The organism is Streptomyces sp. NPDC048600, from assembly GCF_055587025.1.
In genome coordinates, this window is record NZ_JBVJGZ010000001.1 from 473,276 (window position 1) to 496,494 (window position 23,219).

Consider the following 23,219-nt stretch of genomic DNA (forward strand, 5'->3'; position numbering starts at 1 on the left):
CACAACCCGGCGCGCCGAATCAATCAGCGTCGTTCGGTTCGTCCGCGCCGTCCGTCTCGCTGCCGAGGACCTTGAAGTCCTGGTCGAGGTGAACGTCGGTCTGCTTGCCGTTGTCGAGCGTGACCTCGACCTCGTAGTAGCCCTCCTCGTCGCCGACCTCGGAGTCCGTGACCTCGCCTGCGCCGGTGTACGCAAGGGCCGCGGCGCTCGCCTTCTCCAGCGCGGGTCCCGTGATGGGCTTCTCGTTGTCGTCCCCCGCGCTCGTCGCCAGAGCGATGCCGGTGCCACCACCTATGAGGAGGGCGGAGAACGCGGCCCCGACGATCCACTTGCTTCTGCGCTTCATGGCGAGTCCTCTCGCCGCGTCCCCGGCCGCCGCCTGCGGCCGGGCTGACGCCTTCATGATGCGCCCGGCCCCCTGAACAGACGCTGAACGAATCTGAAGGAACGGTCAGTTTCCGGCGCTGCCGGCGAGCCTCTTGGAGCAGGTCGGGGCGGCGGCCATGGCCAGGCCGTGGCTCTCCCGCTCGTCGCGAACCATTTACGGGATCTTGAGACCAGGATCAGCCCATGGCAGGCTCATGCCGCATGATCGACGAATTCGCGAAGGGCAACCTGCACGGGCGACTGCGGCGGGACCGCGAGGCGCTGCTCTGGAAGCTCGACGGCCTGTCCGAGTACGACGCCCGCCGGCCTCTGACAGCGACCGGGACCAACCTTCTCGGCCTGGTCAAACACGTGGCCACCGTCGAGGCCAGGTACTTCGGCGAGGTCTTCGACCGCCCTTCCCCGGAGCCGCTGCCCCGGTGGCAGGACCACGACGGCAGCGACATGTGGGCGGCCGAGGACGAGACCCGCGATCAGATCATCGGGTTCTACCGGCGCACGTGGGAACACTCGGACGCGACGATCAACGAGCTTCCCCTCGACGCCCCCGGCCACGTGCCGTGGTGGACGGAGCCTTGTCCCAACACGAACCTGTTCGCCATCATGGTCCATGTCCTCGGCGAGACCATCCGGCATGCCGGGCACGCCGACATCCTGCGCGAGGCCCTCGACGGCCGGACCGGCGTGCGCGCCGAGAACGAGCAGCAGATCGACGAGGAAGCCCGCGCGGCCTATTTGGCGAAGATCGAGCGGGCCGCCAGATCGGCCGCACCGATCAGGGCTTAGAGGTCCCGACAAAGGCGTTGGACGTATAGGGCCGGGTGTTCAGAGCGGCAGGTTCGCGAGGACGCAGAGTACGAAGCCTGTCGTCGGGATCGCTGCCGCGGAGGCGAGGAGCAGGGTGCGGAAGGCGAAGCCTGCGGTGATCGGGCGGCTGGCGCGGGTGGGGTGCTCGGGGTCGTAGTTGAGGTCGACCTGGCCACTGTGTGCCCCGTCGGAGAAGCCCGAGACGGTGACGACCGACGGGATGTCCGTCATCCGGCGCCCGTCGACGGTGGTGAACGTCATCCGGGAGAAGACCCAGATATGGCCACCCTTGTCCCAGATGTGGACATAGCCGGTCACTTCACCGACCACGCCGACACCGCGCCTGCGCAGCAGCCACAGCGACCGCACGCGTCGCACCACACGCAGCAGCGGGATGCCGCCGACCAGGCCCAGGACGCCGCCCACGATCAGGGTCTCCGCGGCTGTCGCACGCTCCAGTGGGCTGAACAGACCCAGTATGAAGAGCAGCAGTGCGTAGGGCGGCAGTGCGTAGGCGATCCGCACCACGACTCGGGCTCGCGGACCAAGCTGACGTCGTCGCGGCGGCTGGGTCTCCACGCGTATCAGACCGTGCCCGTCCGCCACGGGCACGGTCCTGGCCAGCGCGGCCGTCACCTTGTCCAGGAACGCCGCGGCGGCACGCGCGTTGGGAGCCTGCAGTTCCACGTCCTGCCCCAGACCGTGCCGGGCGTCCGGGCCCGGGGTACCGCTGATCGTGATCCGTACCGCCGCCCCGGCCGGCGTCAGCTCCGCTGCCCCGATGGCCGGCACCGGCACGGTCCATTTCGTCTCGCCCCGGACGATCCGCAGTCGCGTGCCGTTGAACCGGGCCGTGGTGCCGCCTGCTGCCAGCATGGTCTCCGGACCGCCGGATATCGCGTTCGACATGGGCGGATGATACGCAGCACGTGACCACTGCTCCAGCGGTTCACCAAGGTTTCGCCAACCCGGCCGAGCCGCTGGCCGACTTGGTCGTCCTGTCACGGGAACATCCGGTCCGAGCGGCACCGTTGTATCGATCAAGAGAGCGGCGGCCCCGGGCGGGCGGAGTTCACGGACCGACTCGGTCCCTGGCCCTACGGACCGTGTGCCCCGGTCGTCCGGCAACTGATACCGAGGGACGACCGTCCATGGGCCAGCCGCGAACTCGGACCGAAACCTTGCACACAGGAGGACTGCTTCATGAACGACCGGCCCTTGACGCTCATGGCGGTACACGCCCACCCCGATGACGAGGCCACCGGAACGGGAGGTGTCCTCGCCCAGTACGCGGCGGAGGGCGTTCGCACGGTCCTCGTCACTTGTACCGACGGCGGCTGCGGCGACGGGCCGGGCGGTGTCAAGCCGGGAGACCCCGGCCACGATCCCACGGCGGTCGCCACGCTTCGGCGGCAGGAACTCGGGGCGAGCTGCGACATCCTGAAGATCAGTCACCTGGAGACGCTGGACTACGCGGACTCCGGGATGATGGGCTGGCCGACCAACGAGGCCCCCGGCTCCTTCTGGCAGACCCCCGTGGAGGAAGGTGCCGCCCGGCTCGCGGAACTGCTGCGGCACTACCAGCCCGATGTGGTCGTCACCTATGACGAGAACGGCTTCTACGGCCACCCCGATCACATCCAGGCCAACCGCATCACGATGGCGGCGCTGGCGATGACCGAGCTGACACCGAAGGTGTACTGGACGACGGCGCCGCGCTCGATGATGGCGCGGTTCGGGGAGGTCATGCGCGAGTTCGGTGAGGAGGCTCCGGAGCCGGATCCCGCCGAGGCGGCCGCACTGGCCGAGATCGGGCTCCCCGACGACGAGATCACCACCTGGGTGGACACCTCCGCGTTCGGTGGCCAGAAGTTCGACGCACTGGCCGCGCACGCCAGCCAGGGCGAGAACATCTTCTTCCTCAGGATGGGCCAGGAGAGGTTCACGGAGCTGATGGGCGTCGAGACCTTCGTACGGGTCCAGGACACCACCGGCGCGGCCGTGCCCGAGAACGACCTCTTCGCCGGACTGCGCTGACGGGCGTACGGGTGAGGCCGTGGACCGGCGGGCCGCCGAGGCAAGGGTTCGGCGGCCGGCGAGTCGCCGGTCAGGTCCGGCCGTCGACCACCGGCGCGTCCCGCTCCCCCGGCGCGGCCGTTGACGCGGCCGGGCGTGGTGACGCGCGGTGGAAGCGGGACAGTTCACCGCGCGACGCGATGCCCAGTTTGGGAAACGCGTTGTAGAGGTGGTAGCCGACCGTGCGGTGGCTCAGGAACAGCTGTGCGGCGATCTCGCGGTTGCTGGCGCCCGTCGCGGCGAGCAGGACCACTTGCCGTTCCTGCGCTGTCAGCGCGGCGAGTTCGTCGACGGCTTCGGTGGGGGCGGTGCCGCGCGGTGCGGCACCGATGGCGGTCAGTTCCGCCGTCGTGCGGTCGAACCACGGCACCGCGCCGAGGCCGTGGAAGATCCTGGCCGCCGCCCGGAGCCGGGTCGCCGCGTCGTTGCGGCGGCGGGCGCGCCGCAGCCATTCGCCGTAGAGCAGCAGGGTGCGGGCGTGTTCGAAGGGGCGGGTGGCGTGCTCGTGGTGCTCCAGCGCGGCGAGGTAGTGCCGCTCGGCGTGCTCCGGGGTGCTCAGCAGGGCGCGGCAGCGTTCGGCGACCGCCAGCGCCCATGGCCGGGTGCTGCCGCGGGCCCAGTCGTCGAAGCGGGTGAACGGTGCTGCCGCGCGGTCCGGCTCACCGAGCCGTACGGCTGCCTCGACCAGGCTGGGGAGCGCGAAGCGGACGATCACCGTGTGGCCGACGGGTCCGGCGTGCAGCGCGGTCAGCCGGTTCACGGCCAGGCGGTGCTCGCCCAGGCCCAGGGCGAGCAGCCCGAGGGCGTAGCCGCCCCAGGAGGCGCCCGGCGCCACGCCGCCGTCGATTCCCGTGCCGGCCAGTTCCTCGCAGCGCGTCACGTCGCCCTGGGTCGCCGCGGCGAGGGACAGCACGCCCTGGATGCTGCGCGCCCGCTGTGTGTGCCCGATGGCGTCGGTGACGCGGAGCGCCTCGGCCGCGTCCGCCTCGGCCGCCGGGAGGAGGCCGAGGAAGATGCGGGCCTGGGTTCTCAGTTGCAGCGCGTGGGGCAGGTCGCTGATCCGGCCCTGGGCCCGGCAGATCCGGGTCAGTTCGTCGGCGGCGGCGAGTGTCTCGGTGTCCGCGCCGGTGCGCAGTCCCGCGAAGACCACGTAGGTGGCGGCGAGGACGTCGCCGGACACCGAGGTTCCGGTCGAGGTCAGCGAGACGCGCAGCAGGTCGAGTCCTGCGGCATGGTCGCCGGACAGCAGCAGTTCGGTGCCGCGTACGACGGAGGGGATCTGTCCGAGCGGTACGTCGCTGTGCTGCTGGGCGATCGCCATCAGGCGGCTGGAGCGGCGCAGCGTCTCACCGTCCCCCGCGAACCAGGCGTATCCGGCGGCGGCGCCGAGCAGGTCGACCGCCTGCTCCGGTGACGTCGAGGCCGTGGCCTCGGCGGCGTCCACGGCGATCCGGCCGGCGCTCGCGGCGTTGCCCCGCTCGAACTCCAGGGCGGCAGTCACCGCGGCCAGCCGCGCCGACACGGCCGGCTGTCTGGTGAGCCGGGTGCCGCGGACGGCGAGGCGGTCGGCCCGTTCCAACTGCCCTGCGGCGAAGGCGGCTTCGGCCGCGGCGGCCAGTCGCCGGGCCCGTAGCTCACGGTCCTCGCTGAGCTGCGCGCACCGCTCGAACGCCGAGGCGGCGAGGGCCGGCGCGCCGCGGCGCAGCGTGCGGTCGGCGGCATGCTCCACCAGGTAGCCCAGTGACTCGTCCACGCCCGTGACGGCGGCGGCCAGGTGATGCGTGCGGCGGTCCTGCGCGCCGTCCCGGTCGTCCTCGGCGTCGCCCGATTCGCCGAGCGCGTCGGCGAGCGCCCGGTGAGCCGCCTGACGGACCGTCAGCGGTGCGCCGCGATAGGCGGCGGCCTTGACCAGCGGGTGTCGGAAGGTCAGTACGGCGGCGCCGACCTGGACCAGGCCGGCGTGTTCGGCGGGCTCCAGGTCCTCGGCACCGGTGGCGAGGCGGTGCGCCGCCCGGAGGATGAGGTCGAGCGCGCCCGTGCCGTCGGCGGCCGCGAGGGCGAGCAGGATCCTGGTGCGTTCCGGGAGCGCGGCGATGCGTTCGCGGTAGGCGGTCTCGACCCTGCCCGCCGGGGTGGCACTCTCGGTGTAGAGGGTCAGGGCGGGCAGTCTCCCGGCCTGTTCCTCGGGGCCGAGCATGGCGGACAGTTCGATCAGCGCGAGGGGGTTGCCCTCGGCCTCGGCTATGACCCGGTCCCGGACCGCGGGGGCGATCTCGCCGCAGCGCTCGGCCAGCAGGGCCGCCGCCCGCTCGGCGTCCAGTCCCGTGAGGACCATCTCCGCGACTCCGGCCGCGGGGAACGGGCGGTCTCCGCTGCGGGCGCCGAACACGACGGCGATCCGCTCGGCGTTCAGGCGCCGTACGGCGAACAGCAGCGCGTCGGCGGATGCCTGGTCCAGCCATTGCGCGTCGTCGACCACGCACAGCAGTGGCCCGCCCTCGCTCAGATCGGCGAGCAGCGTCAGCACGGCGAGTCCCACGAGAAAGCGGTCGCCGCCGCGCGCGGAGCCCTCGCCGAGCGCCGCCCGCAGCGCGAGCGACTGAGGGGCGGGAAGGGCGTCGATCCGGTGCCGGACCGGGTGCAGCAGGGCGTGCAGCGCGGCGAAGGGCAGGTCGGCCTCCGCCTCCGTGCCGGTGATCCGCAGCATCGGCCGCGCCCCGTGGAGTCGCGCCGCGTGGTCCAGCAGCGCGGACTTGCCGATTCCGGCCTCTCCCCGTACGACCACCGCCTGGTGACGGCCCGCGGTCGCCGCGGCGAGCATGTCCGCCAGGTGCGCCCGCTCCGCCTCGCGCCCGTGAATCACCGGGCCAACATACGCCGTCCCCGCCCTGGACGTCCGGGCGCCCGGCCCGTCGATCCCGGTACGCATGACAGATCCGCCCCACCGTCCCGGTCTCTAGCGTCGAGGATGTCGGCCGGCCCCGTCGCGGTGCCGGAACTCGTCGAATCCGAGGAGGAGTTCATGCTCGTGGAACCCGTGGGCCATGTGGTGGGAGGCCGGCCGGAGCCGTACGACGACGACTGGGGCGTGGAGCGCGCCTCCATCCGTCTGGACGCCGACGCGTTCGGGAGCGAATCCCTGCTCGGACTGGCGGAGTTCTCGCACATCGAGGTGGTCTTCGCGTTCCACCTCGTACCCGCCGACGAGGTGCGTACCGGCGCCCGGCACCCCCGCGGCAACCCTGACTGGCCGCGCGTCGGCATCTTCGCCCAGCGCGCCAAGAACCGCCCCAACCGCCTCGGCGTCTCGCGCTGCCGCCTGATCTCCGTCGACGGTCTCGACCTCCACGTCGTGGGTCTGGACGCGGTCGACGGCTCGCCGGTGCTGGACATCAAGCCGTACATGACCGAGTTCGGAACGCTCGGTGAGGTCCGCCAGCCCGAGTGGGCCACGGAGTTGATGCGCGACTACTACTGAGCCGCCCCGCGCTCCCGCCCGTCCGGCCCGACCGCCCGCCCTCCAACCAGCCCGGGAGATGCATCGTGTCCACCGTCCCGCGCACGTCGCCGCCCGCACTGACGGCCGGCCGCCGCCACGCGGTGCTCGCCGTCGTCCTGATGTCCCTCGCCGTCGTGGTGTCGGCTGTCCCCTCGCTCAACGTCGCCCTGCCCGGCCTGGCACGGGACACCGGCGCCGACCAGACCCAGCTCCAGTGGATCGTCGACGCCTACGCCCTGGCCTTCGCCGGACTCCTGCTCCCCGCGGGTGCGGTCGGCGACCGGTTCGGCCGCAAGCCCCTCCTGGTCGCCGGACTCGCGCTGTTCGCCGCGGGAGCGTTCGCGGCGGCCACCGTCGACGAGCCCGCCGCGATCATCGCGCTGCGCGGGATCAGCGGTATCGGCGCGGCCCTCGTCATGCCGACCACCCTGTCGATCATCACCAGTTCGTTTCCCGCGGCCGAGCGCACCAAGGCGGTCGGCGCGTGGATCGGTGTGGCCGGCGCCGGTGCCGTCTTCGGCCTGCTGACCTCGGGTCTGCTGCTGGAGTGGTTCTCCTGGCCGTCCATCTTCGTCTTCGGCGGCATCCTCGCCGTGCTCACGCTCGTCGCCGCGGTCGCCGTCATCCCCGACACGCGAGAGAGCGGCGCACCACGCGTCGACGCGGTCAGCGGACTGCTGTCCTCACTCGCCCTCGCCGGGATCGTCTACGGGACCATCGAGGGCCCACACCGCGGCTGGACCGACACCGTCACTCTCAGCGCGTTCGCCACGGGCGCGCTGTGCGGCGCCCTGTGGCTGGCCTGGAGCCTGCGTACGACCGATCCCATGCTCGACCCGAGACTGTTCCGGCTGCGCGGCTTCGCCACCGGCGTGCTGTCCATCACCGTCCAGTTCTTCGTGTTCTTCGGCATGGTCTTCATCGTCCTCCAGTACCTCCAGCTCATCCTCGGCTACACGGCGCTCCAGGCCGGTCTGGCGATGACCCCCATGGGGCTGGTCCTCGGCGGCATCTCACGGCGCGCGCCGCACCTCGTCGAAACGATCGGCGCCCGCCGCGCCGCGGGGATCGGGCTGGGCCTGCTCACCGTGGGCGTCCTCGTCCTCAGCCGCCTCGACGCCGGTGCCTCGTACTGGCTGGTGCTCGCCGGGCTGCTGCCGATCGGCGCCGGTATGGCCCTGGCCACCACCCCGGCCACCACCTCCATCGTCAGTTCCCTGCCCGCCCACAAGCAGGGGGTGGCCTCCGCGGTCAACGACGCCGCCCGCGAGGTCGGCGGGACGCTCGGCATCGCCGTCCTCGGCAGCGTCCTCAACGACGGCTACCGCCAGGGCATCGACGACAACGCCCCGTCCGGCCTGCCGCCCGGGGCCGTCCACGCGGCCCAGGAGTCCCTCGCGGCCTCACAGGCCGTCGCCGAGCGCCTCGGAGCCGGCGGTGAACGGCTCGGCCGCGTCGCCGTCGAAGCCTTCATCGACGGGTACGCCGTGGCCTACCTGGTGTCGGCGTCGCTGCTGGCCGTGACCGCCGCGGCCATTCTCGCCCTGGGCCCCCGTCGTGCCGCCGCCCGCCCGGCCATCGCCGCGGTCGACTCCGGAATGCCGGACCAGGCGAAGGGAACGGACCGCCGTCCAGGCGTCCCACGCCCGTGACGCCCGCGCCTGCCGCAGGACGGGGAAGCCGTAACAGTCGCCCGGGGCGCAGGTGTTGCACGTTCCGCACCTGGGCCCCGGTTCGGATCACTCACCTGTCATGATCGTCTCCGCGTCGTCCCGCTGTCCACGGACGGAACGGAGGGTGGGCCGTCGACCGGTGCCCGTTGCGGGCGCGGCATACTCGTCGCATGTTCCACCCAGGAGGCAGCGTGATCGGCATCAGGCCGGAAACCTTCCGAACCGACCGGCTGACCCTGGTTCCCCTGGAGGTCGCGCACGCCGACGAGATGGCCACGGTGCTGTCCGACCCCGCGCTGCACACCTTCATCGGCGGCGCTCCGGACACCGCCCAGGCCCTGCGCGCCCGCTACGAACGCTGGGCCATCGGCTCGCCCGACCCCGCCGAGAGCTGGTGCAACTGGGCGATCCGGCTCCGCGACGCGGGCTGCCTGACCGGCACGCTCCAGGCGACGATCACCGCGGACGAGCGCGGAGCCGTCGCGGAGATCGCCTGGGTGGTGGGCACCCCGTGGCAGCGACGCGGTATCGCCACCGAAGCGGCTCGCGGACTGGTCGCCTGGCTTCGGGAGTACGCGGTGCACACGGTCGTCGCCCATATCCACCCGGACCACAAGGCGTCCGCCGGCGTCGCCGCCGCGGTGGGTCTCACGAGCACCGACGAGTGGCACGACGGAGAGATCAGGTGGCGGCTGACGATCGGCTGACCCCCGTCCATGGGCCTGGACGTGCGGTCGGCGCTCCGGGCCGGTCGGCGCTCCCGGGCCGGTCGGCCTCTCACGCCTGAGCGGCGGAGGCGTCGCCCTGGGGTTCGGTCGGAGCCATCTCGGTATCGGGCGAGAAAGCGCGCTCCAGGAGCTCGTAGAGCGTGGCCTGCTCCTGGTCGCTGAGCCTGTCCAGACCGGCGCGTGTGGTGTGCATCTTGCCGCGGATCACGTCGATGACACGTTCGCCCTCGGCGGTGAGGACCACGTTCTTCACGCGGCGGTCGGTGGGACTGGGCTCGCGCTGCACCAGGCCGCGCTTCTCCAGGCGGTCCACGATCCCCGTCATGTTGGAGGCGTCGCAGGACAGGATGGTGGCGAGGACGCGCATGGCGGCGGGGCCCCGGCGCAGCACGTTGAGCGTCTTGCCCTGGCTGGCCGTGAGGTTCTCGCTCGCCGCGGCCGCCGTGAAGTCGCCGTAGTAGGCAGCGAGCGACACCGAGAGCAGCTCCATGAGCCGAGCCGTTCCGATACCGCGGGTTGCTGTCATGTGAATCACCCTACGCCAGGAAGCTTGACCATCTCAAATATTAAGGTCTACCGTCTGCCGAGTTGCTTGACGTTCTCAAGTATCGCGATCCTCAAGTAGTTAGGGCAGAACTTCCGTGTCTCACTCACAGGCCGTGGCGTCGTCGAGATCCTCCGGACAGACCGGGACGGTCCTGGTACTCGGACTCGCCGCCATGGTCGTCTCGATGATGCAGACCCTGGTCGTGCCGATCCTGGGGATCATCCAGAGCGACCTGAAGGCCACCACGGCCAACGTCAGCTGGGTGACCACCGCGACACTGCTGTCGGCCGCGGTGTTCACTCCCCTGCTCGGCCGGTTCGGCGACCAGCACGGCAAGAAGCCCACACTCGTCGGCGTACTGCTCGTGATGATCGCCGGTTCGGTTCTCGCCGCCACCACCAGCTCGCTGACCTGGCTGATCGTCGGGCGAGTGCTGCAGGGCGCGGCCACCGCGATCTTCCCGCTCGCCCTCTCCGTGCTGCGCGAGGAGATCAGGCCGGAGAAGCTGCACGGGGCGATGGCCCTGGTCAGCGGCACACTCGCGTTCGGCAGTGGGCTCGCCCTGGTCGGAGCCGGGCTCCTCACCCAGGGTTCCCACCCCGACTATCACCGGGTCTTCTGGCTGGCGGCCGTGCTCGCCGTGGTGGCACTGGCGGGTGTCCTGTTCGTGGTGCCGGCCTCCAAGTCGAAGACGGGCGGCCGCACGGACTGGCTGGGCGCGCTGACCCTGGGCATGCTGCTGGTGCTCGTGCTGCTGCCCCTCTCCCAGGGGCACGAGTGGGGCTGGACGTCCGGCCGCACGCTCGGCTCCTTCGCCGGTGCCGTCGTCATGACCGGCGTCTGGGTCCTCACCGAGAAGCGGGTCAAGGAGCCGATGGTGGACATGCGGATGTTCACCCACCGGTCCGTGCTGCTCACCAACCTGGCGGGCCTGCTGCTGGGCTTCGCGATGTTCACGCACTTCATCGGCGTCTCGTACCTCGTGCAGATGCCTGAGGACCTCGTCGGCTACGGCTTCGGCGCTTCGGTACTCGCCGCTTCGGTCGTCTATCTGCTGCCGACCACGATCGTCTCCCTCGCGGGCGCGCAGGCGGGTGGTGTCCTGGTGGGCAGGCTCGGCGCGCGCGTCACGCTGGCCGCGGGCGCCTGCTTCGGCGTGCTCGGTTTCGCCTGGCTGACGCTCGCGCACGACACCAGTGCCTCCGTGATCGGCGCGGGCATGCTCATCGGTCTGGCGATCAGCTTCGGCTACGCCTCCATGCCGGCGCTCATCGTCGCCAGCGTCCCGGCCGAGCAGACCGGCATCGCCAACGGCATCAACTCGATCTCCCGTTCCGTCGGCAGCGCGGTCGCGAGCGCGGTGGTCACCTCGCTGCTGGCGTCGCGAACCGTCGACCTGCCCGCCGGTATGCCCGCCCTCCCCCGGGAGAGCCAGTTCACCCTGAGCTTCGCCATCGCCGGAGCCGCCTTCGTCCTGGTCGCCTTCGTCGCCCTGGCCGGACTCAGGAAGACACAGCCGCCCCGCACCCCCGCGCGTCGGCCGACCGTCTCGTCCGAGACCGCTGAGACCTCGACAGCCGTATCGGAGGCCAGGCCTGTGTGAGCGGGCGAAGGGTTCTGACTGACGACACAACCGACGGTTTCAGCATCAGTACGACCCTGAACGGCCGCGACCGGCGACGCGGCCGTTCAGGCAACCGCAATCGCCCGACTCCGGCTACCTGTAAGCGAGTTCACCGACACTCCCTCACGCGGATCGAATTGGTCTACACCCTTGACTGGTACAGACCAAAGCGGTTGAGTGTCCCTCACACCCCCCACCACGGCGGCCCCCCACGCCGGTCCGGCTTCGTCGGCACGTGCGGGCAAGGTCTGCTCCGTCTCTCCTTGCCGGAGGGCGGCCGTGCCGCACGAAGGAGCTGACTCCATGTCAAGACGCCCCCTGGCCGCCGCCGTGACCGCTCTTCTGATCGCCGGTGCGGCGCCGATGCTGCTGCCCGCCGCGACCGCCTCCGCGGCTTCCTGCTCCAGCTACCCCAGCTGGGTGGCCGGAAAGGCGTACCGCACCGGCGACATCGTCCGCTACACGGACGGCCGGGCGTACATCGCCGAGCACGACAACCCGGGCTACGACCCGATCATCAGCACCTGGTACTGGGAGCCGTACGCCTGCGACAACGGCCCCGGCACTCCCGTCGGTACCTTCGTGGTGACCGAGGCACAGTTCAACCAGATGTTCCCGAACCGGAACGGCTTCTACACCTACAGCGGTCTGACCGCCGCGCTCAGCGCCTACCCCGGATTCGCGCAGACCGGCAGCGACACGACCAAGAAGCAGGAGGCCGCCGCCTTCCTGGCCAACGTCAGCCATGAGACCGGCGGACTGGTGCACGTGGTCGAGCAGAACACCGCCAACTACCCGCACTACTGCGACTGGAGCCAGCCCTACGGCTGTCCGGCCGGTCAGGCCGCCTACTACGGACGCGGGCCGATCCAGCTCAGCTGGAACTTCAACTACAAGGCGGCGGGCGACGCGTTGGGCATCGACCTGCTGCGCAACCCGTGGCTGGTGCAGAACGACGCCGCCGTGGCCTGGAAGACGGCCCTGTGGTATTGGAACACCCAGTCCGGCCCGGGCTCCATGACCCCGCACAACGCGATGGTGAACGGCGCGGGCTTCGGCCAGACCATCCGCTCCATCAACGGCTCCCTGGAGTGCGACGGAAGGAACCCCGCGCAGGTCCAGAGCCGGGTCAGCAAGTACCAGCAGTTCACACAGATCCTCGGCGTGGGCCCCGGCGGAAACCTCTACTGCTGACGCCGACGGGTCCAGGCGCCGACGGCGGGTGACCGCACCCGCCGTCGGTGTGGTCACCCGCGTGCCGCCCGCCGATGACTTCCGGCGGGTGGCACGGTCGTATCCGGTACCAGCACCCGGATGCGGAGGCACCATGTCACGGAAGATCACCGCCAGCCTGTTCATCTCGCTCGACGGCGTCGTCGAGGCGCCCGACCAGTGGCATTTCCCCTATTTCAACGACGAGATGGGCGCCGCCGTCAGTGCGGGCATGAACAGCACGGAGATCCTGCTCTTCGGCCGCAGGACGTACGACAGCTTCGCCGGCGCCTGGCCCGAGCGGGAGGCCGCGGGCGGTCAGGAATCAGGCTTCGCCAAGCAGCTCGGCGACATGCGCAAGATCGTGTTCTCACGCCGGCAGCTCGACCTGCACTGGCGCAACTCCGAACAGGCGTCGGGTGATGTCGCCGAGGTCGCCGCCGCGCTCAAGAGCGAACCGGGCGGCGACATCTCGCTGAGCGGCTCTGTCTCCGTCGTCCGGCAGCTGCTGGCCGCAGGCCTCCTCGACGAGCTGCATCTGCTGGTCCACCCCATCGCCGTACGCAAGGGCATGCGCCTGTTCGACGAGGGCGAGCCGTCGATCCCGCTGAAGCTGCTCAGGTCGGAGACCTTCGCCACGGGCGTGCTGAACCTCGTCTACGGTCCCGACACCGCGCCGCCGACGGGCGGGTACGAGGAGGCCGTCGCCACGCTCGGAGAGTGAGAACATCCGGCCGTTCCGGGCCCGCGTCGCCGGGCCCGACCAGCCGGACACCCCCGCAGGGGCACGCGGCCTGCCATGAACCTGGTCAAAAGCGGGACAGTGCGCGAAGATCACGCCCGCACCACACCGCCGCTTCCACGCCATCCGTAAACGGAAGGATGTACATGGCTCGCCGCACACCCCGCGGACTGCTCGCCGGGGCCACCGCCACCGTGGCCCTGATCGTCACGGCCGGCCAGGCCACCGCCACGGGCACCGCCCCCGCCGCGCCCGGCCCGCAGGCCCGCGTCTTCATGGTCAATCCCGTCCAGTCCTCGGGCGACCAGACCCTCACCGACGGCAAGGACGCCGCCGACGCGGTGCCCGCCACCGCCTACGCCATCGTCGCGCTGCGCAACCTGGACGGCAGCGGCGGGCTCTCCGGCCGCTGGGCCTCGGTCCGCTCCGACACCGGCGCCTCCGCACGGCTCACCGACACCGCCTCGTACGACCGGCACGACGACCAGTTCGAGCAGGTCATGGCGTACTTCTGGGTCAACGAGGCACAGGAGTACCTGCAAGGCCTCGGCTTCGGCAGCGAGCTGCCCGGCGCCAACGACAGGGTGCAGCCGGTCCGCATCAACCAGTGGGGCGCGGACAACTCCTTCTTCACCGACAAGAAGGCGGAGATCCGCTTCGGCAAGGGCGGCGTGGACGACGCCGAGGACGCCGAGGTCGTCGTGCACGAGTACGGCCACGCCGTGCACCACGCCCAGGTACCCGGCTTCGGCACCTCCGTGGAGGCCGGCTCCATCGGCGAGGCGTTCGGCGACTACCTTGCCGTCGCCGTCGGCGAGCACGCCGCCGCACGGTACGGCTGGCCGCTGAAGGCCGACGCCGCCTGCGTCGCCGACTGGGACTCCGTCACGTACAGCGACGCCCCGCACTGTCTGCGCCGCATCGACTCCGACAAGACGTACGCGGACCGGGTCGGCGAGGTCCACGCCGACGGCGAGATCTGGTCCCGTGCGCTGCTCGACATCCGCACCGCACTCGGCCCGCGCGTCGCCGACCGGATCATCGTCAACGCCCAGTTCGGCTTCGCCGCCGACACCGGCTTCGCGGCGGCCGCGAACACGACGGTCGAGACGGCGCGGAAGATGTACGGCAAGGGCGCGGCGGACGCGGTCCGCGCCGCGTTCCAGGGACGGGGTATCCCCGGCATCGCCTGACACCGGCATCGCCTGACACGCGACGCCCCGGAGGCGGCCGGAACGCCGTCTCCGGGGCACCGTGACCAGTGGACATGCGCCTGGCATTGGAGTGGCGGGCGCGCGGCCCGGTGGCGTGGCTCCCGTGCGGACGTGCGGCGCTTCCTAGGGTCGGCGGGGGTACGGCACGGGGCCGACCGTCCATCGCACAGGCAGGTGAGTCATGGCAGGTATGTCGGCCGAGTCGACCACGATCGATCCCCCGGTTGCGGGCGGCCGCGGGCCGGCCCGGAGGTGGACCCGGCGGCTGGGCGCCGCGGTGGGTCTGATGCTGATCTGCGCCCTCCCCGCGTGGGCGACGAGCGCCTCGCAGCCCAGTGACGCACGGTCGCCCCTCGGCTCACCCCCGTACGTGTCCGACTACGGCAACAACCGGGTGGTCACCCTGTCGAGGGACGGCGGCGAGCAGATCACCGTCCCGCTGACGGGCCTGGTACGGCCGAGCGGCATGGTCTGGGACGCCGCGAGCCGGCTCTATGTCTCCGACACCGGCAACAACAGGGTCGTCGTCCTGCCCCCGGACGGCGGGGAGCAGTCCGTCGTGCCGACGAGCGACCTGTCGCGCCCGCTGGGACTCGCCGTCGACCCGGCCGGGAACCTCTACATCGCCGACAGCTTCAACGACCGGATCGTGAGAGTGGCCGCCGACGGCGGGGGCCAGACGACCGTCACCACACAGGGACTTCTGCACCCGTGGGGGCTGGCGTGGGCGCCTGAAGGGCATCTGTACGTCTCCGACTTCGTCAACGACCGGGTCGTCAGGGTGGCCGCGGACGGCAGCGGCCAGAGCACCGTGCCCACCACGGGCCTCTCCCAGCCGACCGGACTGGCCCTGAGCACCACCGGTGACCTCTACGTCGCCGACAGCGGCAACAACCGAGTGGTGAAGCTGGCCGGGGGCACGGGCCGGCAGAGCGTCGTGCCCACCACCGGCCTGAACTCCCCGCTCGGACTCGCGCTCGACGGCACCGGCAACCTGTACGTCGCCGACGGGTTCAACAACCGGGTCGTGCGCGTCCGCGAGACCGGCGGCGGACAGGTGACCCTCGCCTTCACCGGCCTCAACACACCGACAGGCCTCGCCGCCCCGCCGTCCGCGGCCCGCCCGGGATACGGACAGCACAGGTAGGTACCGGGGAGTGCCGGGCGGGTCGCTCACCTGCGTGGATCGGGGCTCGTGGGCCGAAGGTCCGGGCTGCCCTGGCGGAGGCCGACGAGTCCGGCTTCGAGGCCGATGAGTTGGGCTTGTGAAGGCCGATGAGTTCGGCTCCGTCGAACGGTCTGACTTCGGTGGATGCCAGGCAACAATCCCCGGAGAGAGGTGCTCGCCCGATGAGCAAGATGGTCCTCAACTGCACTATGTCGCTTGACGGTTTCATGGCCGGTCCGGACATCAGCGTCGAACATCCCATGGGCCGGGGCGGTCTGCGGCTGCATGAATGGATCTTCAACGCATCGACCAACGACGTCGACACCGCAGTGGCGCGTGAGATCTCCGCTTCGACCGGCGCCGTCGTACTGGGCAGAAGAACATTCGACGTCGGCGTCGGGGTATGGCAGGACACGCCCTTCCCGGTGCCGTGCTTCGTACTGACCCACACCCCCCGCAGCCGACTGGCCATGAAGAGCGGGTCCTTCACGTTCCTCACCGGTGACGTGGGCAGCGCGCTTCGGCAGGCACAAGCGGCGGCGGACGGGAAGGACGTCACGCTGATGGGCGCGGACATCGCCCGGCAGGCGCTCAGGGCCGGGCTCCTGGACGAGATCAACCTCCAGATCGCGCCGGTGCTGATGGGCGAAGGCCGGCGGCTGTTCGACCACCTCGGGACGGAACACATCGAGCTGGAACGGACCAGGCTCCTCGCCTCGCCGCACGTCACCCATCTGCGATTCCGTGTCACGTACGCCCGCGACGCGCCCAGCGACTCGGCACCCGCCCAAGGGCTCGACGGCTGAGTGGAGCCACGGGAGACGACCACCGCACCGCCTGAGTACGATCGCCTACGCCGGTCTGAGTAGGTGAGCGGCTGCCCGTGCCGCGCGGCGCCGGAAAGGATGGGCGCATGCGCCAACTGCTGCTACTCCCACCGCTGTTGCTGCTCACCGTCGGCTGCGGCGTGGTGCAGTCCTCCGAGGACGAGGCGGCGGACTCCGCACGGGACAGGGCCAGGACGGCCGGCGAGCGGCTCTACAGTCAGCGTCCGCGCACGGCGGAGGAGGTAGGACGCTCCGCCGCCGGTATCGACGGGGTGGAGGTACTGCGGGTGACCGGGACCTCGACACACGACGGGGACGGCATCGATGTGGTCATCCGCACGTCCGGCTCGGCGTACAGCGACTGGCTCGACCCGCAGGAGGTCGTCGTCCAGCGCTGTTTCGAGGTGCGGGTCTCGCCCAAGTCGGAGTGGGGTGAGGATCCCCGTGACGTGGACTGCCCGGACGGCCCTCCGATGACCTTCGCCCCGCCACCGGAACCGCCCGAGCTGCCCTACGAGGAGCTCCGCAAGAAGCTGCCGCGGGTGCCGGAGGGCGGCCAGGCGGAGGAGGCCGAGGTGCGCCGCGTGCTGGCCGCCCTGGACCTGGATCCGGCGATCCGTACGGAGGTGAAGACGGACGGCGGACGGGTCGGCGTTCTCCTGTCGGTGAAGGGCAACGGCTACGACGCGCAGGACTGCCTTCTCGCACGCGTCGGCCCCGGCGCCACCGAGGTGTGGGTGCCGCCTCGGATCCAGCGGATGCCCGGGGAGGGCGGCTGCTCCGTCGGCAACGCCCTGGACCCGCTACCGCCGCCGCACTGAGCGGGTCCCCGGCTCCGGGCGGAGGGGAGCCCGCCGAGGAACCGGACCCCCACGACCCGACCTCTGAGCCTCCTCAAGTCGCTTGCCCCGCACAGGCCTTGGCGATCAAGGTGAATCGCATGACGAAACACCACCACGTGATCCTCGTCCGTGACGCAGACGTGGTCGCCGCCGCGCTGCGCCAGGCACTCGCCGCCGCACCGCCGGAGGAGCGTCCGGGCCTGGAGCGCGCCGTCGCCGTTGTCGAGTCCAGCGCCGCTGCCACCGAGTCCGAGCTGCGCGCTCGCTGGGTCCGTACCCGGCTGGACGCCGTCGGCTTCACCGGGGACATCACCTCGGTCGCCGCGGTGAAGGCACTACGGAAGGCGGAACGCGGGCTGAGCCTGCTGGCTGCCGTGGAACTGCACAGAGATGCGGTGGCGCATCAGCAGTGACCCACCAGACCGTTGTCCGCGGCGTCGAGCGCGACAGCCTTCGGACGCTTGAGGCCGTCGAGCACGACAGCCTTCGGACGCCTGAGGCCGTCGAGCGTGACTGGCCTCGTCAGCCGCCGGGCGAGGCGGGCGGTGGTGGGGGCTCGGTGCGCAGGTGGTGGGTGAGGCGGGCGCCGAGCTCCGGGGTGAGGGGGCCGGTGTGGTCGAACCCGAGCTGGGTGGCCAGGTCGGCGGTGTGGAGGCGGGCGGCGACGTCGAGGAGGCGGGCGTAGGCGTCCACGCAGTTGCGGGTGCGGTGCCTGGCGGCCGCTGCCAGGACCAGCGTCACCGGGGCGGCGGGCCACCACCACAGGGTGAGCGGCGCGTACAGCGCGGCCCAGCCGGCGAGGGTCGTGGCGCGGGCCAGCGCGGCTCGGGTCTCGGTGATCCGGGCGCCCAGGGCCTCGGGGAGGACGGATTCCAGGTAGGGCCACAGGATGGCCAGGTCCAGGCGGAACTCTCGGTCCAGACCCAGGGCGACGGCTTGGACGCGGTCGCCGCTAAAGGTAGGACGCTCGGGCCGTTCCAGGGCGATTCGGGTGCGCCGCGCGAGGGCGGCGCGCCCCACCGCGGGACTGGGCCGGTCGTCGGGGTCGGGCGCGAGGGTGAGCTGCCGCTGCTCGTGGTGGACGCGGTGGGCGTCGTCCCAGCGCTCCTGCCGACGTTGTACCCGCCAACCGGCCAGGACCGGCAGACCCAGGGGCCATGCCGCCCAGCCGACGGCCAGAACCAGTCGTTCGACCAGAGCGCCGATCGCCTCGGCGACAAGCCCCGCCGCGGCGGCGGCGACCATGATCGCACCCACCAGCACGATCTGCCCGCCGACTCCGGTCACGGCCGGCTGCGCGGCGGCGGCTGTGACCTCCTGGATCAGTCTCGCGGCATCGAGGGCGTGCCGCTGGCCGAGGGTGTGCGCGGCAGCGGCCACGCCAAGGTAGAGCAGCCCGGGCAGGACCAGCAGTGACACCCAGCGGTCGGCGAGCTTCTTGCCCAGTTCGACCCAGAGGCCGCCCATCTCAGGCCAGCCGTTCCCGGATGAGTTCCCGTCGGCTGAGCGAGCAGACCGGCCGGGCTTCAGCCACGTCGCTGCCGTGCCGTCCCGTGCACTGTCGCAGCGGACACCGGAAGACGTGCTCCAGCGGCTCCAGCCCGCTCGATTGTCCGGGACGGCTCCCACCGACACCGTGGATGCTCACGAAATCGCCGGTCGCGGCCCTCAGCGCCGCGTCGACATCGCCCAACAGCCCTACGACCGTCGCCACTTCGCCGTCGCAGGCCGAGCGCAGACGTGCCAGAGGCGTCGACGGATCGGTGCCGTCGTCGCCGAGCACTTCCCGCAACTCCTCGTAATGGGCGCACACATACGCCAGCCCCGCCGCGTCCCTGCCTGTCAATCCGGCCTCCCCGTCCCCCGTCGGCGGCCATCGTTGCACCGGGCCGTCACCGACGTCGGGCAATTGCCGCAATCAGGTTCTCTCCTGCCGTCGCCTGGCTAGCCTGAGCCGCACGACACGGCCGCAGGGGACGGGAGAACCGGTGGAAGCAGACCAGGCAGGTACCGAGGGCTTACCGGACGACGATTCGGTGGCGCCTGCCGGACTGCTACAGCATTACATCCAGGCCTACTTCGACACGAGAGACCGGCAACTCGCGCTCGAAATAGCTCCGTTGTGCGCCGCCGGCTCACTGATCCATGAGATCGGCGAGCGGCTCTACGCGGACTCCGTGGCCGAGGACGACCTGACGCTCGCCCGCCTGGTAGCCGCACTGCTCGACATTCGACTCCAGGCGCTCGGCGAGGCACAGGGCCCGTTCGACTACCACGCGTGGCTGTCCGTGTTCGGCCTCCTGCACACGATCGCCCCCACGGCCGTTCACGAGGGCCTCGCCGAGGCGTTCGCCGCCGCGCCTCCCCCGGTGCCGGAGGCGCACGACCTGCTCAGCTCGATGGGCATGCTGTTGCTCGACGCCTGTGGCCGGACCGACGACCCCGAGGTGCCCGGCACCGCCATCGCCCTGCTCGAAGCCGCGCTGCGGACCGCTCCCGATGAGGAGCAGCCTGCGATCAGGTTCAACCTGGGCAGTTCCTGGATGCAGCTGGCCGAGGCCGTGGAAGCACCGGACGGGCTCAAGATCGCCGCCCACCACATGGAACTGGCGGCGAACGCGGCAGAAGGCAACCCGGAAAGACCGCGGATGTGGGACTGCCTCGCCAACGTCCAGGACACGCTGTTCGACCACCAGCATGACATCGTCCACCTCGACCGGGCGATCAGCGCCCGCCGGGAGTCGGTGAACGCAACTCCCCCCAAGGCCGGTTGGTGGTTCCAGCTCGCGGTTCTGCACTGGAAGCGGTACCAGTACACAAGGATCGAGAAGTATCTCGACGCAGCGATCGACGCGGCCGCCCACGAGGCGAAGATCATGCCCAGCGAGCACCCGGGCCTGCCCGGAGTGCTGGGCAGCCTCGGGAACATGCTCCTCGCCCGCCACGCCGCCACCGGCAACCTCGACGACCTGACGGCGGCCCTTGCCACCACGGCCGAGGGCGAGCGCATCGCGCCACCCGACGATCCACAGCGGGCGGCGCTGCACCAGAACGTGCACGCCCTGCGGCAACGCTACGCGCTGGCCCTGAGCGGGCAACCCCAGCCCGAGACAACCGGGTTGGGCATCGAGCAGCCCGAGCCGGACGTCCTCGTCACCCTTGCCACGAGTCTGCTGGGTCAGTTCGTCCGGCTCGGAGACGCCGACGACATGGAGGCGGCACTGCGGCTGGCCCGTGAGGCGCTCGAGGCGATTCCCGGGCATGCACCCGCCCTGTCCGCGCAGTCCGCCGCTCTGTTCCACCGCTTTCGGCTCAAGGCCGACCCGGTCGATCTGGCCGAGGCGTTCGACACCGCCTCCGCCGCGCTCGCGGCCACCCCCGACGACGATCCGGCCCGTGTCGACCGGCTGGCCGCCCTCGCGTTCGTCCTGCGCATCCGGTTTGAGACCGTGGGCGACCTGGAGGACCTCACCGCCGCGATCAAGGCGGCCGAGGACGCTGTCAGCCTCGCGAGCCTCCGAGGCGCCGCCGAGCACACGGCACCGACCGTCCTCAGCGGCCTCCTGCTCGCCCGGTTCGTCACTCTGAGAAACCGCGAGGACATCGACAACGCCGTCGCCGCCGCCCGCACGGCGGTGGACACCGCGCCGCCCGGCGCCGAGTCCGGCCGGGCGCTGACCCACCTGGCCGCCGCCCTGCACTCCCGCCACGGCGTCTTCGGGCAGCGGGAGGATCTCGACGGTGCAATCACCGCCCTCCGCGCGGCGACCGCCGCCACCCCGCCCACCCACGTCGACCACCCCGTCATGCGGCTCAAGCTGGCCGCGGCGCTTCGCGACAGCGGCAGCCCGGCCGACCTCGACGCCTCCGCCGCCATCCTCCGCCAGACCGCCCGCGAGCTGCGCGCCCACAGCCCCGACGACGCCAACCTGGCCCACCTGCAGTCGGAGCTCGGAACCACCCTCGTCAGACGGCTCGAGGCCGGAGGCTCGGCCGAGACCGCTCACGAGGCTCTGGCAGCCTTCCGAGCCGCCACCGCCAGCCCGGCCGCCACGACACGAACCCGCCTGTTCTCGGCGTTCTACTCGGGCAAGCTGAGCATGCTGACCGGCGACGCCGAGGGCGCGCTCGCCGGCTACCGTACGGCGATCGAGGACCTGCTGCCCCGGCTGGCCGACCGGGGCATCCCCCGGGCATCCCGGCTGGCCCAGATCGCGCAACTGCCCCTGCTGGCCGGCGATGCCGCAGCGGCCGCGATCGCGGCCGGCGACCTGCCGGGTGCCGTCCGGCTGTTGGAGCAGGGGCGCTCGGTGATCTGGTCCCAGCTGATGCAGACCCGCACCGACCGCGGCGCACTGCGCGCAGAACACCCGTCCCTGGCCTTGGAGTTCGACGCGATCTGCGCCGACCTGGAAGGCGGACGATCGGGCCTGGACGGCGCACGACCAGGCCTGGAAGGCGAGAGCACCAGGTCGGCCGGAAACGCCTCGCAACGCTGGGGGCTCAGCGAGAAGTTCGACGACGTCCTGGCCCGGATCCGTGGTCTCCCCGGCTTCACCGACTTCCTCGAGCCGCCGTCATTCGAACACCTGCACAGCGCCGCCGACGACGGTCCGGTCGTCATCGTCAACATCAGCAGCCACCGCTGTGACGCCCTCGTGCTCACTTCCACCCCGGGCGAGGACCCGATCAGACTCGTCGGGCTGCCCCGCGTCACCGCCGAGGACATCGAACTCGCCACCGCCGGTTTCCTCGACGCCATCAGCCGGCTCAACCAGCCCGGACTCGCCCTGGGCCCGCTCGAAGCCCACGCCTTGGCGACCCGGATCACCGACACCCTTCACCGGCTGTGGAGGGACATCGCCGAACCCGTCCTCGCCGCACTCGGCCTGGACCAGCCCGGCCCGACGGTGCCACGGCTGTGGTGGTGCCCCACCGGCCCGCTGGCCCTCCTCCCCCTGCACGCCGCCGGACCCCCGAACGGCCCGCGGGTCATCGACCGGGTGGTCTCCTCCTACACCCCGACCCTGGGCTCACTCGTCAGGGCCAGATCGCGCCGCCCGTCCCGGCAGCCGCGCCTCCTCGCGGTAGGAGTCGCCGACGCACCGGAAGACGCCGCACACCTGGCCGACCTGCCCGGCGTCCGGACCGAACTGTCCACGCTGGGCGACCTCTTCGGCGACCGGCACACCCTCCGGGCAGGAGACCAGGCCGTCCTGCCCGCCGTCCTGTCCGCTCTGCCCTCGCATCCCTGGGTCCACTTCGCCTGCCACGGCACGCACGACCCGGACGACCCCGCCGACAGCCACCTGCTCCTGCACGACGGCCCCCTCTCCGTGACCGGCATCGCCGAGCAGGACCTCTCCGGCGCGGAGCTCGCCTTCCTCTCCGCATGTCACACCGCCCGTGGCACCAGCGCCCTCGCCGACGAGGCGATCCATCTCGCCGCCGCTTTCCAGCTCGCCGGGTTCCAGCACGTCGTCGGCACCCTCTGGAGCCTCGCCGACGGACCGGCGCCCGGCGTCACGCGCGACTTCTACCAGGCCCTGAAAGCCTCGGACCAGGGCACGGGCGACAGCGCCCGCGCGCTCCACGACGCCGTCCAACGCCTCCGCCAGAATCCCACCCACGCCTCGCCCTTGAACTGGGCCTGCTATGTCCACGTAGGCCCGTAATCCTCCAGAGTCAACCAGCCCCGGCCGCGCCTCGGCCGAAAGCGACAAGCGCGGCCGGAACAGACATGCGGTCGCTCCGACAGCCGGGACCGTTGGGCGAAAGTTGAACAAGTCCGCGTCGACCAGAGTCTGTTCCCTGAGCCTACTGGCCGGTATACAAGCGATGTCGAACCTGTGGGACAGGAGCGTGTCCGGTTG

The 23,219-nt window shown here is 71.4% G+C and carries 20 protein-coding genes; 14 read left to right on the forward strand and 6 right to left on the reverse strand.

Features of this window, described 5'->3' with window-relative positions:
• Window positions 1-19: 19 nt before the first annotated feature.
• Window positions 20-346, reverse strand: coding sequence for a PepSY domain-containing protein (locus ACZ6SQ_RS02025; RefSeq protein WP_469555668.1), 327 nt, complete (start codon window positions 344-346; stop codon window positions 20-22).
• 242 nt (window positions 347-588) lie between these two features.
• On the opposite strand from ACZ6SQ_RS02025, the gene ACZ6SQ_RS02030 reads away from it, so the two are divergent.
• The gene (locus ACZ6SQ_RS02030; RefSeq protein WP_469555669.1) at window positions 589-1,173 is read left to right on the forward strand and encodes a DinB family protein; all 585 of its coding nucleotides are present in this window, start codon (window positions 589-591) and stop codon (window positions 1,171-1,173) included.
• Between the two features lie 39 nt (window positions 1,174-1,212).
• On the opposite strand, the gene ACZ6SQ_RS02035 is transcribed toward ACZ6SQ_RS02030, so the two are convergent.
• The gene (locus ACZ6SQ_RS02035) at window positions 1,213-2,103 is read right to left on the reverse strand and encodes a hypothetical protein (RefSeq protein ID WP_469555671.1); all 891 of its coding nucleotides are present in this window, start codon (window positions 2,101-2,103) and stop codon (window positions 1,213-1,215) included.
• Window positions 2,104-2,397: 294 nt separating this feature from the next.
• Here ACZ6SQ_RS02035 and ACZ6SQ_RS02040 point away from each other — a divergent pair, with 294 nt between their 5' ends.
• Window positions 2,398-3,231 (forward strand): PIG-L family deacetylase, encoded by an 834-nt coding sequence (locus tag ACZ6SQ_RS02040; RefSeq protein WP_469555675.1) that lies wholly within the window; start codon window positions 2,398-2,400, stop codon window positions 3,229-3,231.
• A gap of 70 nt (window positions 3,232-3,301) precedes the next feature.
• On the opposite strand, the gene ACZ6SQ_RS02045 is transcribed toward ACZ6SQ_RS02040, so the two are convergent.
• On the reverse strand, window positions 3,302-6,133 hold the full coding sequence (locus ACZ6SQ_RS02045; RefSeq protein WP_469555677.1) for an ATP-binding protein: 2,832 nt from the start codon (window positions 6,131-6,133) through the stop codon (window positions 3,302-3,304).
• Window positions 6,134-6,292: 159 nt separating this feature from the next.
• Here ACZ6SQ_RS02045 and ACZ6SQ_RS02050 point away from each other — a divergent pair, with 159 nt between their 5' ends.
• The 3 genes from ACZ6SQ_RS02050 to ACZ6SQ_RS02060 all read left to right on the forward strand — a co-directional run bounded on the left by ACZ6SQ_RS02050 (window position 6,293) and on the right by ACZ6SQ_RS02060 (window position 9,149).
• Window positions 6,293-6,748, forward strand: a complete 456-nt coding sequence (locus ACZ6SQ_RS02050; RefSeq protein WP_469555768.1) for an SAM-dependent methyltransferase — start codon at window positions 6,293-6,295, stop codon at window positions 6,746-6,748.
• Between the two features lie 65 nt (window positions 6,749-6,813).
• Entirely contained in the window at window positions 6,814-8,421 is a 1,608-nt protein-coding gene (locus ACZ6SQ_RS02055; RefSeq protein WP_469555680.1) for an MFS transporter, read from the forward strand.
• Window positions 8,422-8,612: 191 nt separating this feature from the next.
• Complete coding sequence (locus ACZ6SQ_RS02060) at window positions 8,613-9,149, forward strand: GNAT family N-acetyltransferase (RefSeq protein ID WP_469555682.1); 537 nt, start codon at window positions 8,613-8,615, stop codon at window positions 9,147-9,149.
• A 70-nt stretch (window positions 9,150-9,219) separates the two neighbouring features.
• Here ACZ6SQ_RS02060 and ACZ6SQ_RS02065 read toward each other — a convergent pair whose 3' ends face one another.
• Window positions 9,220-9,696 carry a MarR family winged helix-turn-helix transcriptional regulator gene (locus ACZ6SQ_RS02065; RefSeq protein ID WP_469555685.1) on the reverse strand — a complete coding sequence of 159 codons (477 nt, stop codon included), beginning with the start codon at window positions 9,694-9,696 and terminating at the stop codon, window positions 9,220-9,222.
• A gap of 193 nt (window positions 9,697-9,889) precedes the next feature.
• Between ACZ6SQ_RS02065 and ACZ6SQ_RS02070 the strand changes: the two genes are divergently transcribed.
• From ACZ6SQ_RS02070 to ACZ6SQ_RS02105, 8 genes are all read left to right on the forward strand, one after another.
• On the forward strand, window positions 9,890-11,320 hold the full coding sequence (locus ACZ6SQ_RS02070; RefSeq protein ID WP_469555771.1) for an MFS transporter: 1,431 nt from the start codon (window positions 9,890-9,892) through the stop codon (window positions 11,318-11,320).
• A 324-nt stretch (window positions 11,321-11,644) separates the two neighbouring features.
• Window positions 11,645-12,535 (forward strand): glycoside hydrolase family 19 protein, encoded by an 891-nt coding sequence (locus ACZ6SQ_RS02075; RefSeq protein ID WP_469555688.1) that lies wholly within the window; start codon window positions 11,645-11,647, stop codon window positions 12,533-12,535.
• A 133-nt stretch (window positions 12,536-12,668) separates the two neighbouring features.
• The gene (locus tag ACZ6SQ_RS02080) at window positions 12,669-13,277 is read left to right on the forward strand and encodes a dihydrofolate reductase family protein (protein ID WP_469555690.1); all 609 of its coding nucleotides are present in this window, start codon (window positions 12,669-12,671) and stop codon (window positions 13,275-13,277) included.
• Between the two features lie 164 nt (window positions 13,278-13,441).
• Window positions 13,442-14,488 carry a M4 family metallopeptidase gene (locus ACZ6SQ_RS02085; protein WP_469555693.1) on the forward strand — a complete coding sequence of 349 codons (1,047 nt, stop codon included), beginning with the start codon at window positions 13,442-13,444 and terminating at the stop codon, window positions 14,486-14,488.
• 202 nt (window positions 14,489-14,690) lie between these two features.
• A complete protein-coding gene (locus ACZ6SQ_RS02090; RefSeq protein ID WP_469555697.1) occupies window positions 14,691-15,656 on the forward strand; it encodes an SMP-30/gluconolactonase/LRE family protein in 966 nt (321 codons plus the stop codon).
• A 203-nt stretch (window positions 15,657-15,859) separates the two neighbouring features.
• Entirely contained in the window at window positions 15,860-16,483 is a 624-nt protein-coding gene (locus ACZ6SQ_RS02095; RefSeq protein WP_469555699.1) for a dihydrofolate reductase family protein, read from the forward strand.
• Between the two features lie 107 nt (window positions 16,484-16,590).
• Window positions 16,591-17,325 (forward strand): translation initiation factor IF-2, encoded by a 735-nt coding sequence (locus ACZ6SQ_RS02100; protein ID WP_469555702.1) that lies wholly within the window; start codon window positions 16,591-16,593, stop codon window positions 17,323-17,325.
• 119 nt (window positions 17,326-17,444) lie between these two features.
• Window positions 17,445-17,759 (forward strand): hypothetical protein, encoded by a 315-nt coding sequence (locus ACZ6SQ_RS02105; RefSeq protein ID WP_469555703.1) that lies wholly within the window; start codon window positions 17,445-17,447, stop codon window positions 17,757-17,759.
• 109 nt (window positions 17,760-17,868) lie between these two features.
• On the opposite strand, the gene ACZ6SQ_RS02110 is transcribed toward ACZ6SQ_RS02105, so the two are convergent.
• Both ACZ6SQ_RS02110 and ACZ6SQ_RS02115 read right to left on the reverse strand, forming a co-directional pair.
• Window positions 17,869-18,813 (reverse strand): hypothetical protein, encoded by a 945-nt coding sequence (locus ACZ6SQ_RS02110; protein ID WP_469555707.1) that lies wholly within the window; start codon window positions 18,811-18,813, stop codon window positions 17,869-17,871.
• 1 nt (window position 18,814) lies between these two features.
• Window positions 18,815-19,192 (reverse strand): hypothetical protein, encoded by a 378-nt coding sequence (locus ACZ6SQ_RS02115; protein WP_469555710.1) that lies wholly within the window; start codon window positions 19,190-19,192, stop codon window positions 18,815-18,817.
• A gap of 142 nt (window positions 19,193-19,334) precedes the next feature.
• Between ACZ6SQ_RS02115 and ACZ6SQ_RS02120 the strand changes: the two genes are divergently transcribed.
• Window positions 19,335-23,021 carry a CHAT domain-containing protein gene (locus tag ACZ6SQ_RS02120; protein WP_469555712.1) on the forward strand — a complete coding sequence of 1,229 codons (3,687 nt, stop codon included), beginning with the start codon at window positions 19,335-19,337 and terminating at the stop codon, window positions 23,019-23,021.
• The last annotated feature ends 198 nt before the right edge of the window (window positions 23,022-23,219 follow it).